Annotated in this window: 11 protein-coding genes; 10 read left to right on the top strand and 1 reads right to left on the bottom strand. The window is 65.5% G+C overall.

Translation table 11 applies throughout. The annotated features are described in order from the left end of the window. Window positions 1–100: 100 nt before the first annotated feature. Window positions 101–1552: an NADP-dependent phosphogluconate dehydrogenase gene (gene gndA / locus CH276_RS23225; RefSeq protein WP_094629442.1), complete on the top strand. Its 1452-nt coding sequence runs from the start codon at window positions 101–103 to the stop codon at window positions 1550–1552. A 66-nt stretch (window positions 1553–1618) separates the two neighbouring features. Here the strand turns inward: gndA and CH276_RS23220 are convergent, their stop codons facing one another. Further along, window positions 1619–2089 carry a DUF4262 domain-containing protein gene (locus tag CH276_RS23220; protein ID WP_045195115.1) on the bottom strand — a complete coding sequence of 157 codons (471 nt, stop codon included), beginning with the start codon at window positions 2087–2089 and terminating at the stop codon, window positions 1619–1621. Between the two features lie 145 nt (window positions 2090–2234). Here CH276_RS23220 and CH276_RS23215 point away from each other — a divergent pair, with 145 nt between their 5' ends. From CH276_RS23215 to CH276_RS23170, 9 genes are all read left to right on the top strand, one after another. Continuing rightward, entirely contained in the window at window positions 2235–3539 is a 1305-nt protein-coding gene (locus tag CH276_RS23215) for a DEAD/DEAH box helicase (RefSeq protein WP_254923956.1), read from the top strand. Further along, entirely contained in the window at window positions 3536–4432 is an 897-nt protein-coding gene (locus CH276_RS23210) for a DMT family transporter (RefSeq protein ID WP_094629441.1), read from the top strand. Before CH276_RS23215 ends, CH276_RS23210 begins: the two co-directional genes overlap by 4 nt. Window positions 4433–4443: 11 nt before the next feature. Next, a complete protein-coding gene (locus CH276_RS23205) occupies window positions 4444–5880 on the top strand; it encodes a GuaB1 family IMP dehydrogenase-related protein (RefSeq protein WP_032398129.1) in 1437 nt (478 codons plus the stop codon). A 345-nt stretch (window positions 5881–6225) separates the two neighbouring features. Then, window positions 6226–7605, top strand: coding sequence for a hemolysin family protein (locus CH276_RS23195; protein ID WP_032398130.1), 1380 nt, complete (start codon window positions 6226–6228; stop codon window positions 7603–7605). Next, window positions 7598–8734, top strand: coding sequence for a hemolysin family protein (locus CH276_RS23190; protein ID WP_094629440.1), 1137 nt, complete (start codon window positions 7598–7600; stop codon window positions 8732–8734). Before CH276_RS23195 ends, CH276_RS23190 begins: the two co-directional genes overlap by 8 nt. Beyond that, on the top strand, window positions 8735–9646 hold the full coding sequence (locus CH276_RS23185) for a 3-methyladenine DNA glycosylase (protein WP_094629439.1): 912 nt from the start codon (window positions 8735–8737) through the stop codon (window positions 9644–9646). A 65-nt stretch (window positions 9647–9711) separates the two neighbouring features. Then, complete coding sequence (locus CH276_RS23180; protein ID WP_094629462.1) at window positions 9712–11886, top strand: malate synthase G; 2175 nt, start codon at window positions 9712–9714, stop codon at window positions 11884–11886. A 67-nt stretch (window positions 11887–11953) separates the two neighbouring features. Further along, window positions 11954–13615 carry a substrate-binding and VWA domain-containing protein gene (locus tag CH276_RS23175; RefSeq protein ID WP_141214774.1) on the top strand — a complete coding sequence of 554 codons (1662 nt, stop codon included), beginning with the start codon at window positions 11954–11956 and terminating at the stop codon, window positions 13613–13615. 3 nt (window positions 13616–13618) lie between these two features. Then, window positions 13619–14758: a metallophosphoesterase gene (locus CH276_RS23170; RefSeq protein ID WP_094629437.1), complete on the top strand. Its 1140-nt coding sequence runs from the start codon at window positions 13619–13621 to the stop codon at window positions 14756–14758. Window positions 14759–14791: the final 33 nt, after the last annotated feature.

Raw genomic sequence — 14791 nt, 5'->3', positions numbered from 1 at the left:
CTTCGCGAATGCGGCACCCTTCGTCGTTGGCGGTGGCCGGCTTCGACACCGGCCGGGGGGTTGGCTCGCGCGAAATCTCGCGGCAAGGAAAGCTGTCTGTATGACCTCAGCAGCAGAACCGACAGAACTGGCTCAGATCGGAGTCACCGGACTCGCCGTCATGGGCTCCAACATCGCCCGCAACTTCGCCCATCACGGTCACACCGTCGCATTGCACAACCGCAGCGTGGCCAAGACCGATGCCCTGATCGCCGAGCACGGCACCGAGGGCAACTTCATCCGCACCGAGACCATCGAGGAGTTCGTCGCCGCCCTCGCGAAGCCGCGCCGAGTGCTCATCATGGTCAAGGCAGGCGACCCGACCGACGCCGTGATCGAGGAACTTGCAGGCGCGATGGAGGAGGGCGACATCATCATCGACGGTGGCAATGCCCTCTACACCGACACCATCCGGCGCGAGGCCGCCATGAAAGAGCGTGGACTGCTCTTCGTCGGTGCCGGTATCTCCGGCGGCGAAGAAGGCGCGCTCAACGGACCGTCGATCATGCCGGGCGGACCCGCGGAGTCCTACAAGGCCCTCGGACCGCTGTTGGAATCGATCGCGGCGCAGGTCGACGGCACGCCGTGCTGCACCCACATCGGGCCCGACGGCTCCGGCCACTTCGTCAAGATGGTCCACAACGGCATCGAATACGCCGATATGCAACTCATCGGTGAGGCCTACAACCTGTTCCGTGACGCGCTCGGATACACGCCCGCTCAGGTAGCGGACGTGTTCACCGAGTGGAACAACGGAGACCTCGAGAGCTACCTCGTCGAGATCACCGCCGAGGTTCTCCGCCAGGTCGACGCCAAGACCGGTCAGCCTCTCGTCGACGTGATCGTCGACGCTGCGGAGCAGAAGGGCACCGGTCGCTGGACCGTCAAGGCGGCTTTGGACCTCGGCGTTCCCGTCACCGGTATCGCCGAGGCCGTGTTCGCTCGGGCTCTGTCGGGGTCACGCGCTCAGCGCAAGGCAGCCGTCGGACTCGCCTCCGGAACACTCGCCGACAAGCCGACCGACGCAGAGCAGTTCACGCACGACATCAGTCGGGCTCTCTACGCGTCCAAGATCGTCGCCTACGCGCAGGGCTTCGATCAGATCGCCGCGGGCAGCACCGAATACGACTGGAATCTGCATCCCGGTGACCTCGCCACGATCTGGCGTGGTGGCTGCATCATTCGCGCTCGGTTCCTCGATCGCATCAAGGACGCGTACGACGACAACGCCGAACTGCCCAGTTTGATCCTGGCCCCGTATTTCCGTGATGCCATCGAGAACGCTATCGACAGCTGGCGTCGAGTGGTCATCACCGCGGCTTCACTGGGCATTCCGGTCCCCGCGTTCGCGTCCTCGCTCTCCTACTACGACGCGTTGCGGGCAGAGCGTCTACCTGCCGCTCTGACACAGGGTCAGCGGGACTTCTTCGGGGCGCACACCTACGAGCGAACCGACTCGGAAGGAAAGTTCCACACTCTGTGGAGCGGCGATCGTTCCGAGATCGAAGCCTGACCGAGAAGCTTCCGCCGGTGGCGCTGCGTTCACCACGCAGCGCCACCGGTACAGCACGGGAACCGGTCAGCCGGGTACCGGCCCGAGAATCGGTTGGACCACCGTCGACGGGATTCCTTCCCACGGCAGTGCACCTTCGAGGTCCTTCCACACCGCCTGCACCGCACTGAAGCACCCTTGGCCGTAGACGTCGGAGGCTGCGTACAGAATTTCCGCACAGTCCGGTACGTCGATGGTGAACAGCTCGAATCCTGCTGCAGTGCAACCGATTCCGGATTCGAGCTCGAGCATTCCCGAGGCCACCGAGGCGCCCAGCGAATTGAGAATTCGCGAGGACTCATGTGGCCCGCGTCCGGTCATGACGATCTCCGGGCTGCCGAAATTCGTCAGACCGACCGTGTAGCAGAACGCCGGATGGATACCGTCGAGATCGATTTCCGATTCCACGTACTGCAAGGCCCACCCACACCTGTCGATGGTGCGTTTCACACCTTCGATGTACTCGTCGACGCTGTAGCCCTGACACATCTTGCACATAGCTCCCCCACACTCTGCGTGCGATCGCCCCCTCGGCGATCACGGTGCCGAACGCCGATCGAACGTGCGTTCTACTCGAAGTATTGCGCGGGGCACCGACAAGAAGATTCCGACGCGTGGTCGACGCAGCGGTAGGGTCACAGCCATGCCGGGTCAATCCGTTCGATCGTTCGCAGAACTGGGACTGCCCGTGGTTCTCGTCCACTCGCTCAGGAAAGCGGGTGTCTCGGAGCCGTTTCCGATCCAGTCCGCGGCCCTGCCCGATGCGCTCGAGGGCCGCGATGTACTCGGCCGTGCTCCGACCGGATCGGGAAAGACTCTCGCGTTCGGGCTTCCGTTGCTCGTGCGGCTTGCCGGCCGTCGCAGTGAGCCCGGTGCTCCGCGTGGGCTCGTGCTTGCTCCCACTCGCGAACTCGCGCTCCAGATCCAGGAAGTCCTCGACATCCACGGTGCGACGTTCGGCCTACGCAGCGTCGGTGTGGTCGGCGGCGTCCCGCTCGAGCGCAATGTCCGAGAGATCCAGCGCGGAATCGACATCGTGGTTGCCACCCCCGGGCGCCTCAACGACCTGCTCGCCCGACGCTCGATCACGTTGAATCGCGTGGAGGTGACCGTGATCGACGAGGCGGATCGCATGGTGGACATGGGATTTCTGCCCCAGGTCGATTCGCTCCTCGCCGCGACACCGGCCGGCGGGCAGCGACTGCTGTTCTCGGCGACCCTGGACGAGGACGTCGACCGCCTGGTCGAGAAGTTCTTGAACGATCCGGCCGAACATTCGACGGCGGAGTCGGTCGGCGAGCCCGATATCGCGCACTACGTGTTCAGGGTCGACGCTGCCCGCAAGACCGAAGTAGCTGCCGCACTTGCCAACAGGGACGGTCGCACGCTGCTGTTCGTCCGGACCACTCACGCGGTCGACCGACTCACCGACGACTGTCGCCGTCTGGGTGTATCGGTATCGTCGTTGCACGGCAACAAGACTCAGGCTCACCGCACACGCTCGCTGGCCGCTTTCGGCGACGGCGAGTCGACCGCGCTGATCGCCACCGATGTCGCAGCACGTGGGGTTCACGTCGACGACGTCACCCTCGTGGTTCACGTCGACCCACCGTTGGACTCCAAGGACTACGTGCACCGCGCGGGCCGCACTGCGCGCGCCGGAGCCAGCGGAACCGTCGTGACGTTGGCCACCGCCGATCAGCTCGATCACGTGCGTGCGATGGCCGGCGACGCCGGTGTCTCGGCGACGGTGATCGACACCGAGACCGATCCCACCTCGTGGCGTCGGTTGACGGGGGCGCGTACCCCCATCGGCCGACCGCTCCCGGCCGAGGCGGCGGATTCACCCGCCCCTCGTAGTTCGCGGCGTGGTGCCGCACCCGCCCGACACGAGCGACCCGGGCGTTCCGGAGGCAGGCGAGGCGGCACCCGAGGACGACGCGGGTGACCGCCCCCTGGTTGTCGATCCTGCTCGCGCTGGTGTCGGCATTCCTGTTCGCCTCTGCGTCGGTGGCACAGCAGAGCGCCGCCGCGTCGGTTCCGGAGGGAACATCGCTGCTCTCGGCTCTGATCCGAAGCCCGAGATGGTGGGTGGGCGTACTCGGGGACGGCGGCGGCTACGCGGTTCAGATCGCTGCATTGTGGGTCGGTTCGGTGCTGGTCGTGCAACCGTTGCTCGTCACCGCCCTGCTGTTCGCACTCCCGATGTCGGCGAAATTGGCGGGCCGGGCACTCCCGGTTTCGACGTGGGCACTCGCCGTTCTCCTCGCCACCGCTCTTGCGGTGTTCATCGTGGTCGGCGATCCCAGTGAAGGCAATACCGACGCCCCGCTGGCCGATTGGATCATTCCGCTGATCATCGCCGCGGTCGTGATCGGTGGTGCCGCGGTGGGCGGGCTCGTACTGAGAGCGCCCGGCGCGCGGGCTCTGTTGCTCGGAGCCGCGGGAGGGCTGCTGTTCGGCCTGGCTGCGGCTCTGACGAAGTTCGTCACCGATCTGGTGGAGAGCGACCTGCTCGGGGCCCTGGCAGCCTGGCAGACCTACGCGCTGGTGGGATCCGGAGTTCTCGGGTTCTACCTGCAGCAGCGAGCCTTCCAGGTCGGTCCGCTGTCCGCGTCACTACCGGCGGTCACGATCGGCGAACCACTCGGCGCGGCGTTCATCGGCATCACGGTCCTGGACGAGCGAATCAGAACCGACGGGACGTCCCTCGCCGTCATCGCCGTAGCGGTGTTCGTCATGGTGGTGACGACGATTCGACTGTCTCGGACCCAGGCGTCGACCCGCATCGAAACGGAGACAGGGGACGGGGCTTCGGCCCCGAATGCGCCCGACCGGTAGTCTCGATCAACGTGCAGTTCCTCGATGGTCACCTTCCGCCCTACGATCTCACCTACGACGACGTCTTCCTCGTCCCCAACCGAACCGACGTCACGTCCAGGTTCGACGTCGACCTGAGCACGGTCGACGGTTCGGGCACCACCATCCCGATCGTCGTGTCGAACATGACCGCGGTGTCGGGACGGCGGATGGCAGAGACCGTCGCACGTCGCGGAGCGATCGCCGTGATCCCGCAGGACCTGCCCACCGAGGCCGTCGCCGAGACCGTCGCATTCGTCAAGAGCCGTGACCTGATCGCGGACACACCTGTCGTCCTCGGTCCCAATGCGTCCGTGTCCGACGCCTTGGCGCTGGTGCACAAGCGCGCACACGGATCGGTCGTGATCGTCGAACACGGCAAGCCGATCGGAGTGGTGACCGAGAGCGCCTGTGCCGACGTCGACCGATTCGCTCGACTCAGTTCCGTGGCGTCGGCCGATTTCGTGCGCGCTCCTCGCCATGCGTCGCCCCAGGAAGTCTTCGAGCTGATGGAAGCGGCACATGCCCATCTCGCCGTTGTCGTCGAGAACGACGGCTCCCTGGCCGGTGTCGTGACCAGGACCGGTGCCGTTCGGACCGGTATCTACGCGCCCGCGGTCGACGCGTCGGGACGCCTGCGCATCGCTGCCGCCGTCGGTATCAACGGCAATGTGGCGGAGAAGGCGACCGCACTGGTCGAGGCCGGTGCCGATGTGCTCGTCATGGACACCGCGCACGGCCATCAGCAGAAGATGCTCGAAGCCCTCGCTGCTGTGCGCTCTCTCGATCTCGGCGTTCCCCTGGCGGCAGGCAACGTGGTGTCCGCCCAGGGGACGCGCGATCTGGTGCAGGCCGGCGCGGACATCGTCAAGGTCGGCGTAGGACCGGGCGCGATGTGCACGACGCGAATGATGACCGGCGTCGGACGCCCCCAGTTCTCGGCTGTGGCCGATTGTTCGGCTGCGGCAGCCGAACTCGGGGCTTCGGTGTGGGCCGACGGCGGTGTGCGCCATCCCCGTGACGTTGCTCTCGCGCTGGCCGCCGGTGCTGCGAACGTCATGATCGGCTCGTGGTTCGCCGGCACCTACGAGTCGCCCGGCGACCTGCGAGTCGACGCATCCGGCAATCGGTACAAGGAGAGCTTCGGCATGGCGTCCAAGCGAGCCGTTGCCGCCCGCACCGCCACCGACGGCGCGTTCGACCGGGCCCGGAAAGCTTTGTTCGAGGAGGGCATTTCCAGTTCGCGGATGCGCCTCGATCCCGATCGGCCGGGTGTCGAGGATCTGATCGATCACATCTGCGCCGGAGTTCGCAGTACCTGTACGTACGCGGGAGCCCGTTCGCTGCCGGAGTTGGCCGAACGAGCCGTTCTGGGAGTCCAGTCCGCCGCCGGATTCGCCGAGGGGCGGCCCCTGCCCTCCGGGTGGTGACGACCGGACACGGTTAGACTCTCGCCTACAGCAGACACAGTTGTTCGCGCTCGTCACTCGTCGACAATTCGAGCAATCGATTCTCGGCGTGTGGCCTGACGTCGGCTCCCCATGAAGGGACCGCAACGCGAACCGACAGAAGGGAATCAGGTGCCCGAGGCACCCACTATCTCGGTTGCCGTCACGGCAACCGCAGAACAACACGACGACGGTTCCACTTCGGAGGGATCCTCTATCGAGCCGGGAGAGAAACCCGGCGAACACGATTTCGGCAGCCACGTGCACTCCGGCGGCGCAATGCTCCTGTCCCAGCTTCGACGGCCTCGGCTCAGGCGGAGTTGACGCGTGGAACTTCTCATCACCATCGCCAGCCTGCTCGGTTTCGTGGCCCTGACGGCCGGCACCGCGCTGTTCGTCGCGGCCGAGTTCTCCCTCACTGCCCTCGAACGCAGTGCGGTCGAGTCACAGGCCGACAACGGTGACCTCCGCTCACGCCAAGTTCTGCACGCCCATAAGACACTGTCGTTTCAGCTGTCCGGTGCCCAACTCGGCATCACCATCACCACGCTGATCACCGGTTATCTCGCCGAACCGGTGCTGGCCGGTTTCATTCGGCCGGTGGCCGACGCACTGGGCGCATCCGAGACCCTCGCCGCCGGCATCTCGCTCGCAGTGGCGCTGATCCTGGCGACCTCGTTCTCGATGATCTTCGGTGAGCTGGTTCCCAAGAACATCGCCATCGCGAAACCGATGTCGACCGCTCGCGTCACCGCCGGTGCGATGGCCGGGTTCTCACTGGTCTTCAAGTGGGCCATCAACGGACTCAACGGCTCGGCGAACTGGCTGGTGCGCCGGCTCGGAATCGAACCGGCGGAGGAACTGAGATCCGCTCGGTCGCCGCAGGAGCTGGGTTCGCTGGTCCGCACGTCGGCGCGGCAGGGGTCGATCGACGAGAACACCGCCCGACTGGTGGACCGGTCGTTGCAGTTCGGCGATCGCACGGCCGAGGAACTGATGACGCCGCGAGTGAAGATCGAAACACTCGCCACCGACGCGACCGTGGCCGATCTGATCGAAACGGCTGCGCGGACCGGCTTCTCACGTTTTCCGGTGGTCGACGGCGACCTGGACGACACCGTCGGCGTCGTTCACATCAAGCACGCGTTCACCGTCGCCGGGGCGCACCGACGGTCGACGACGGTCGAATCCCTGGCCCGCGACGTTCCCGTCGTACCGTCCAGTCTCGACGGCGACGCAGTGATGGAGCGGGTACGCGCCGACGGTATGCAGGTCGCGCTCGTCGTCGACGAGTACGGCGGCACCGCGGGCATGGTCACCATGGAGGATCTCATCGAGGAGATCGTCGGTGACGTGCGCGACGAACACGACGAGCCGGAACTCGATGTCTCCAGATCGGGCGACGGATGGGACTGTGCAGGGCTGCTGCGTATCGACGAGGTCGCGTCGGCCACGGGGTATTCGGCACCCGAGGGCGAGTACGAAACCATCGGCGGTCTCGTGCTGACGGAGTTGGGTCGTATTCCGACCGAGGGGGATGCAGTTCTGTTGCCTTCCCCGGCGAACGAGGATCCACTCGAACGAGACGGCGGCTGGGTGGCCCGGGTGCTTCGGATGGACGGCCGCCGCATCGACCGGGTGGTTCTTCTGCCCGTCGACGCGGCTGCGGTGGCTCGAATGAGGTCGGAGGGTGAGATCGATGGGTGATTTCCTCGGCGTCGGTCTAGCCGTCCTGTTGCTCGCCGGCAACGCATTCTTCGTCGGGGCCGAGTTCGCCCTGATCTCGGCCCGGCGGGACCGCCTCGAAGCCTTACTCGCGCAAGGCAAGAAGCGTGCGCAGAGCGTCATCGAGGCCGGTCAGAACCTGTCGCAGATGCTTGCGGCGGCCCAGCTCGGCATCACGATCTGCTCGATTCTTCTCGGACGCGTGGCGGAGCCTGCGGTGGCACACCTGATCGAGGTTCCGCTCGAGGCAGTCGGTATTCCCGAGTCCTTCCTGCACCCGATCGCCTTCGCCATCGCGTTGACGCTCGTGGTCGTTCTGCACATTCTCATCGGCGAGATGGTGCCCAAGAACATCGCCATCGCGGGTCCGGAGAGCACTGCCATGGTTCTGGTGCCCATCCATCTGCTGTTCATCAAGGTGGCACTGCCGCTGATCTCGTTCTACAACATGTGCGCCAACCTGACCCTTCGGCTGCTGCGGATCGAACCCAAGGACGAGCTGAGTTCCTCGGTGTCTGCGGTCGAGTTGTCGCAGATGATCGGCGAATCACGATCCGAGGGGCTGATCGATGCCGAGGAGCATCGACGACTGCGGCAAGCCCTCGAGACGTCCGGACGGACCGTGGCCGAGGTCCTGATTCCCTCTCACCAGGTTCGCAGCATCGAGTTGTCCGGACCCGAGCACACCCTCGGACCCACACTGGGCACCGTCGAACGCGCCGTCATCGAAACGGGATTCTCTCGTTATCCGGTCCGCGACGCCTCGGGGGCACTCGTGGGCTACCTGCATCTGAAGGACGTACTCGAAGCCATGGCCGACGAATCGGCAGGACCGGACACGGTCATTCCGCGCAGCGACGTGCGAGCACTACCGGTGGTCTCCATCGACACCGTGCTCGACGACGCACTGACCAAGTTGCGTCGGGCCAGCAGCCATCTCGGTGCCGTGCACGACGCGACGGGTGCCACGGTCGGCATCGTCGCGCTCGAGGACCTGGTCGAGGAGTTCGTCGGTACGGTTCGGGACGGCACGCACCGGGTGGCCGGTCCGCGTCCGGGACAATCGTCGTCCAGCTTCAAGTCTGCGGCCGCTCCCCCACGGAACGTGTGAATGCCCGACTCGACGTTGAGCGAAGGACAGTGGACCTCCCGCCGTGCCGCGCACGCGGCACGGGTGGAGGACCTCGTCGGTGACTATCTGACGGACCGGGGCCACGGCGGCGTGCATCCGGTACTCGACTTCCTGTTCACCTACTACAGCCACCGCCCGGGTCAGCTGCGTCGATGGAATCCAGGTCACGGCGTCGTCCTCACCGGTGATCGCGCGCAGGATTTCGCGGCGTTCGCGTCCTACGAGCAGGTCGACACCGACGACGGACCGGGCTTTCGGGTGCGGTCGGATCTGGTGGAGCGTCGACGTTCGAGCATCGAATTCATTCTCGGCCTGCTCGCCGCAACCCGAGACAGGCAACCGGTGCTCGGCTGTTTCGGACTGCACGAGTGGGCGATGGTCTACCGCGGGGGCACCTCGGCACAGCGGCACGAGCAGGTGCCACTGCGCCTGGGGCACGAGGGAACCGACGCCGTGGTCGATTCGATGACGTTGCGCTGCACACACTACGACGCCTTCCGGTTCTTCACCCCCGATGCAGCGCCGCGCAACACTCTTCCGCTGTCATCGCAGTCGCGTCTGACATCCGAGCAACCCGGTTGTATTCATGCCTCGATGGATCTCTACAAGTGGTGCTACAAGCTGGGGCCACTGATCGATTCCGAGTTTCTCACCGACTGCTTCGAGCTGGCCCTGCACGCGCGAACGATCGACATGCGCGCGAGTCCGTACGACCTGAGCGGCTTCGATCTCGAACCCATTCGGATCGAGACACCGGCCGGACGAGCCGAATACGTGCGCGCGCAGGGAGAACTGTCGAGCGAAGCGGCACCTCTGCGCTCGGCGTTGATCGCTCGATGCCAGAATTTACTGGTCGGCGGCGAGTTCGGCGTCGGACCTACCGCCGAGTAACATCGACAGCGTTGTCGTGGGGACACCGGTCACCGGTGTCCGTGACCGGAAAGAGTGAGGAATTCATGACCGATCGTGTGCAGGCTGGTGGACTTCAGGTCGCCAAGGTCCTATTCGATTTCGTCGAGAAGGAGGCGCTGCCGGGTACCGACGTAGAGTCCGATGCCTTCTGGGCCGGTGCCGCGTCGGTGGTCGCCGATCTCGCTCCCAAGAACAAGGCACTGCTGGCGGTCCGCGACGAGATCCAGGGCAAGGTCGACGCCTGGCACGGCGAACACGCGGGCCCGAACTACGATCGCGCCGCCTACAAGGCATTCCTGAAGGAGATCGGCTACCTGCTCGACGAGCCGGCAGACTTCCAGATCAGCACGTCCGGTGTGGACACCGAGATCACCACCACGGCAGGCCCGCAGCTGGTGGTGCCGGTCCTCAATGCCAGGTTCGCGATCAACGCGTCCAATGCACGGTGGGGCTCGCTGTACGACGCTCTCTACGGAACCGACGCCATCCCCGAGACCGACGGTGCCGAGAAGGGCACCAGCTACAACAGGGTCCGCGGCGACAAGGTCATGGCCTTCGCGCGGAACTTCCTGGACGAGGCGCTGCCCCTGAGCTCCGGCTCGCACGTCGGTACCACCGGGTACGTCGTCGATGCCGCCTCGCTCACGGTGACCCTCGCCGACGGCAGCACGGTCGGGCTGAAAGATCCGGCACAGCTGCTCGGCTACCAGGGCACCCCGGACGCACCGTCGGCAATCCTGTTCGTGCACAACGGCTTGCACTTCGAGATCCAGATCGATCCCGAGAGCCCGATCGGCGAGACCGACGGGGCAGGCGTCAAGGACGTGCTGCTCGAGTCCGCTGTCACCACCATCATGGACTTCGAGGACTCCGTCGCGGCCGTCGACGCAGACGACAAGGTTCTGGGGTATCGCAACTGGCTCGGTCTGATGAAGGGCGATCTGACCGAGGAAGTCTCCAAGGGAGGCAAGACCTTCACCCGTGCGATGAACAAGGACCGCACGTACACCTCGGTCGACGGTTCGGAACTGACGCTGCACGGTCGCTCGCTGCTGTTCGTCCGCAACGTCGGTCACCTGATGACCTCGGATGCGATCCTCGATGCCGACGGCAACGAGGTGCCCGAGGGAATTCTCGATGCTCTGTTCACCTCGCTCGCCGGCATGCACTCGCTGACCTCGGACAATGTGCTGTCGAACTCGCGCACCGGTTCGCTGTACATCGTCAAGCCCAAGATGCACGGACCGGACGAGGTCGCGTTCACCGCGGAGCTGTTCGGCCGTGTCGAGCAGGTTCTCTCCCTGCCGGCCAACACACTCAAGGTCGGCATCATGGACGAGGAACGCCGCACGACGGTCAACCTCAAGGCGTGCATCCAGGCTGCGTCCGAACGAGTCGTGTTCATCAACACCGGCTTCCTCGACCGCACCGGCGACGAGATCCACACCTCGATGGAGGCAGGTCCCGTCGTACGCAAGGGAGCGATGAAGGGCGAGAAGTGGATTGCCGCCTACGAGGATTTCAACGTCGACACCGGTCTCGCCGCAGGCCTCGAGGGCAAGGCGCAGATCGGTAAGGGTATGTGGGCCATGCCCGATCTGATGCACGACATGCTCGAGCAGAAGATCGGCCACCCCAAGGCCGGGGCCAACACTGCGTGGGTTCCCTCGCCCACCGCTGCGACCTTGCACGCCCTGCACTACCACAAGGTCGATGTCTTCGCCCGTCAGCACGAGATAGCACAGGCCAAGCGCGCCACCGTCGACGACATTCTCGAAATTCCTCTCGCACCGTCCACCGACTGGACCGACGAGGAGAAGCAGAACGAACTCGACAACAACTCGCAGTCGATCCTGGGCTACGTCGTGCGGTGGATCGACCACGGCGTCGGCTGCTCGAAGGTTCCCGACATCAACGACATCGCACTCATGGAAGACCGTGCGACGCTGCGCATTTCGAGTCAGTTCATCGCGAACTGGCTGCGCCACGGCATCGTCACCGAAGATCAGGTGCGCGAGTCGCTGAAGCGGATGGCCCCGGTGGTGGACCGTCAGAACGAATCCGATCCGACGTACAAGCCGTTGGCTCCCGACTTCGACACCAACATCGCTTTCCAGGCTGCCAGCGACCTGATCTTCCAGGGCACCAGCCAGCCCAACGGCTACACCGAGCCGATCCTGCATCGTCGCCGACGGGAGTACAAGGCCGTCAACGCCTGACGGACTTGTCGATCACGTGGGTGAACATCGGAACACAGGGCGCGGGCGTTCGATAGCCGCCGGACCCGTGATCGTCGTGATCACGATCGCGGTGCTCGCCGCGGCCGTGTTCGGATGGTTTCAACTGCGGGATCGAATCCTCGATCAAGGGGTCGAAGCTGCCGACACCTGTGTGGAGGGATCGGCGGTGCTCACTGTCGCCGCCGATCCCGACATCTCCGGGCCGGTGGAACAATTGGCTGCTCGGTTCAACGACACCGCACCGGTGGTCCGTGATCACTGTGTGACGGTGCAGGTTCGAGCCACGGCATCCGATGCCGTCCGGATGGCATTGAACGCCGGTATCGACAACTGGGACGTCGGAGCACTCGGCGCTCGGCCGGGCCTGTGGATACCTCAATCGTCGGGCGACGTCGCGGCCGTGACCGACCGAGGAGCCCTCGACGGCACCCCGCGGCCACTCGCGGCGAGTCCGGTGGTACTCGCGGTGCCGTCCGCCCTGGCCGACTCTCTCACGTCGGTGAGTTGGGCCGACCTGGTCCGCCTGCAACGCGACCCACAGGCACTCGGCCTCGGCGAGTGGGGCGCACTCCGTCTCGCACTGCCGACCGGATCCGATGCCGGCGCAACCACACTCGCGCTCGCCGCCATCGCTGCCGGGGTACGCGGCGATCCGGCCACCGCACTGACCCTCGACCAGGTCTCGTCGAGAGAACTGGTCTCGGCCGTGTCGGAGCTTGCCGTCACCGACACCGGAGCCTCCGCAACGTCTGCATCCACAACCTACGACTCACTCGCCGCCCTGGAGAGCTCGCCCGGCCCCGACGCCCCCGTCCACGCTGTTCCGGTCACCGAACAGCAACTGGCGTCGACCGATTCGTCGACATTGACCGCCGTTCGACCTCAGGGCTTCACTCCCGTTGCCGATCATCCCGCGGCCGTACTCTCCGGCGACGAGACCTCGACCAGGGCGGCCGGCGCATTCGTCGATTTCGTCCGCCAGCCGGACGGCGCGCAGCTGCTCACGGATGCGGGCTTCGGCGTCGGCGAAACACAGAACTCCGGCACCGTCGCTGCTCCCTCCGGACCGGTTGCCGACGCGCTGCTGGACGTGCTGCGAAATCCGGTCCTGCCGCGTCGAGCCACCGTACTGCTCGACGTGTCCGAGTCGATGGGCACGAGCGAGGGCAGTGCGACTCGGCTGCAGAACTCGGTTCGCGCCCTCGGCGAGCAGTTCCAGCGAGTACCCGACTCCACCGAGCTGGGCCTGTGGAGCTTCAGCGAGGATCTGGACGACTCGCTCCCCTATCGCGTCGACGTTCCGACCGGCCCGATGGCGGCTCAGGTCGCGGCGGCTTCCAGGCGCGACGCGCTGAATTCCGGTGCAGTGGCGTTGACACCGGAATCCGCGTCGTATTCCGCCCGGTCGTTGCTGGCCGCCTATCGCGATGCCGTGGCCGGGTTCGTCCCCGGACGCGTCAATTCCGTGGTGCTGATCACCGACGGTCCCAACGACGACCCGTCGCTGTCCACCCAAGACCTGCTCACCGACCTGAACTCGGCATCCGATGCCGAACGTCCGGTCGCAGTGAACGTGGTGATGATCGGCGACAACACCGACGCGACCGCGTTCACCGACATCTCGGCCCGGACGGGCGGCACCGCGACGACCGTGCCGACGTCGGATTCTCCGGATTTCTTCGATCTACTCGGAAAGTTGTTGTACTAGAACATGTCTCGCGTAATTTTCGTCGGTGTCTTCTTGCTCCTCGTCACCCTGTTCCTACACTGGCGATTCCTCTCCGTCACCGGAATGCCGACACGTCCCAAGAGGGCTGTCGATGCTGTGCTGGCGCTGTTGTGGCTGTGTGCGGTGATCGGCTTCGGCAGCGGCGTCGCATTCGATCCGTCCTGGGCACGGGGCCCCGCGTTCGTCGGGCTCACATGGCTCGCCGTGGTGCTGTACCTGTTCCTGGGAACCGTACTGGTGGCCGTGATCTGCACCGTCGTGAGAGTGGTTTTCGCGGTGCGGCATCGCGATTCGTCCGCGGCTCGACTCCGTGTGTCGAGGATCGGCTCAGCGGCGGTGTCACTCGTCAGCGTGGTCGCAGTGGGGTACGGACTCGTCGAGGCGGCAACTCCGCGCGTGACGAACACCGCCGTTACGCTCGACAGGCTACCGGCCGAATTCGACGGCGTCCGAGTGGCATTGGTATCGGACCTGCACGCCGGCCCCTCCCGCGGTGCGGGGTTCGTACGGAAGGTCGTCGATTCGATCAACGCTCGAAATCCTGATGTCGTGCTGCTCGACGGCGATCTCATCGACGGCACGGTTGCTCTGGTGGGAGAAGACCTGGAGCCGCTCCGCGACCTCGACGCCCCGCTCGGTGTGTTCGCCGTCAGCGGCAACCACGAGTTCTATGCGGGTGACGGCGGCGAATGGCTCGACTTCTGGTCCACGCTCGGCATCGACGTTCTACGCAACGAGCGCACGACGATCACTCGTGGTGACGCCGCGATCGATATCGCCGGCATCAACGACGCCACCGCACCGGCACCGTACGAACCCGATCTCGCCGCGGCATTGGACGGGATCGACCCGGATCGATTCGTATTGTTGATGGCGCATCAGCCGTTGCAGGCGGTGGAGGCGTCCGACTTCGGAGTCGACATGCAGGTGTCCGGGCACACGCATGGGGGTCAGATCTGGCCGATTCGGTACCTGGTGCCGCTCCAGCAGCCGAGTGTCGAAGGGCTGGACACGATCGGCAACACCACGCTGTACACCACCAGGGGTGCGGGCGCGTGGGGTCCACCGGTTCGCGTCGCCGCTCCGCCCGAGATCGCGATGCTCGAACTCACCCGGGGCTGAAGCCTGCGACACGGGTAGAACAGAGCCCGCCAC

It is taken from the genome of Rhodococcus sp. 06-470-2 (assembly GCF_002258235.1).
Taxonomy (GTDB): Bacteria; Actinomycetota; Actinomycetes; order Mycobacteriales; family Mycobacteriaceae; genus Rhodococcoides.
Note: the sequence above shows the minus strand (reverse complement) of the source record. Positions and strands in the feature narration are given on the sequence as shown.

What these genes read in the sequence shown, in the direction of transcription:
- gndA (WP_094629442.1), top strand. Translation starts at nt 101, where the DNA reads ATGACCTCAGCAGCAGAACCGACAGAACTGGCTCAGATCGGAGTCACC.
- CH276_RS23220 (WP_045195115.1), bottom strand. Translation starts at nt 2,089, where the DNA reads ATGTGCAAGATGTGTCAGGGCTACAGCGTCGACGAGTACATCGAAGGT.
- CH276_RS23215 (WP_254923956.1), top strand. Translation starts at nt 2,235, where the DNA reads ATGCCGGGTCAATCCGTTCGATCGTTCGCAGAACTGGGACTGCCCGTG.
- CH276_RS23190 (WP_094629440.1), top strand. Translation starts at nt 7,598, where the DNA reads ATGGGTGATTTCCTCGGCGTCGGTCTAGCCGTCCTGTTGCTCGCCGGC.
- CH276_RS23185 (WP_094629439.1), top strand. Translation starts at nt 8,735, where the DNA reads ATGCCCGACTCGACGTTGAGCGAAGGACAGTGGACCTCCCGCCGTGCC.
- CH276_RS23180 (WP_094629462.1), top strand. Translation starts at nt 9,712, where the DNA reads ATGACCGATCGTGTGCAGGCTGGTGGACTTCAGGTCGCCAAGGTCCTA.
- CH276_RS23170 (WP_094629437.1), top strand. Translation starts at nt 13,619, where the DNA reads ATGTCTCGCGTAATTTTCGTCGGTGTCTTCTTGCTCCTCGTCACCCTG.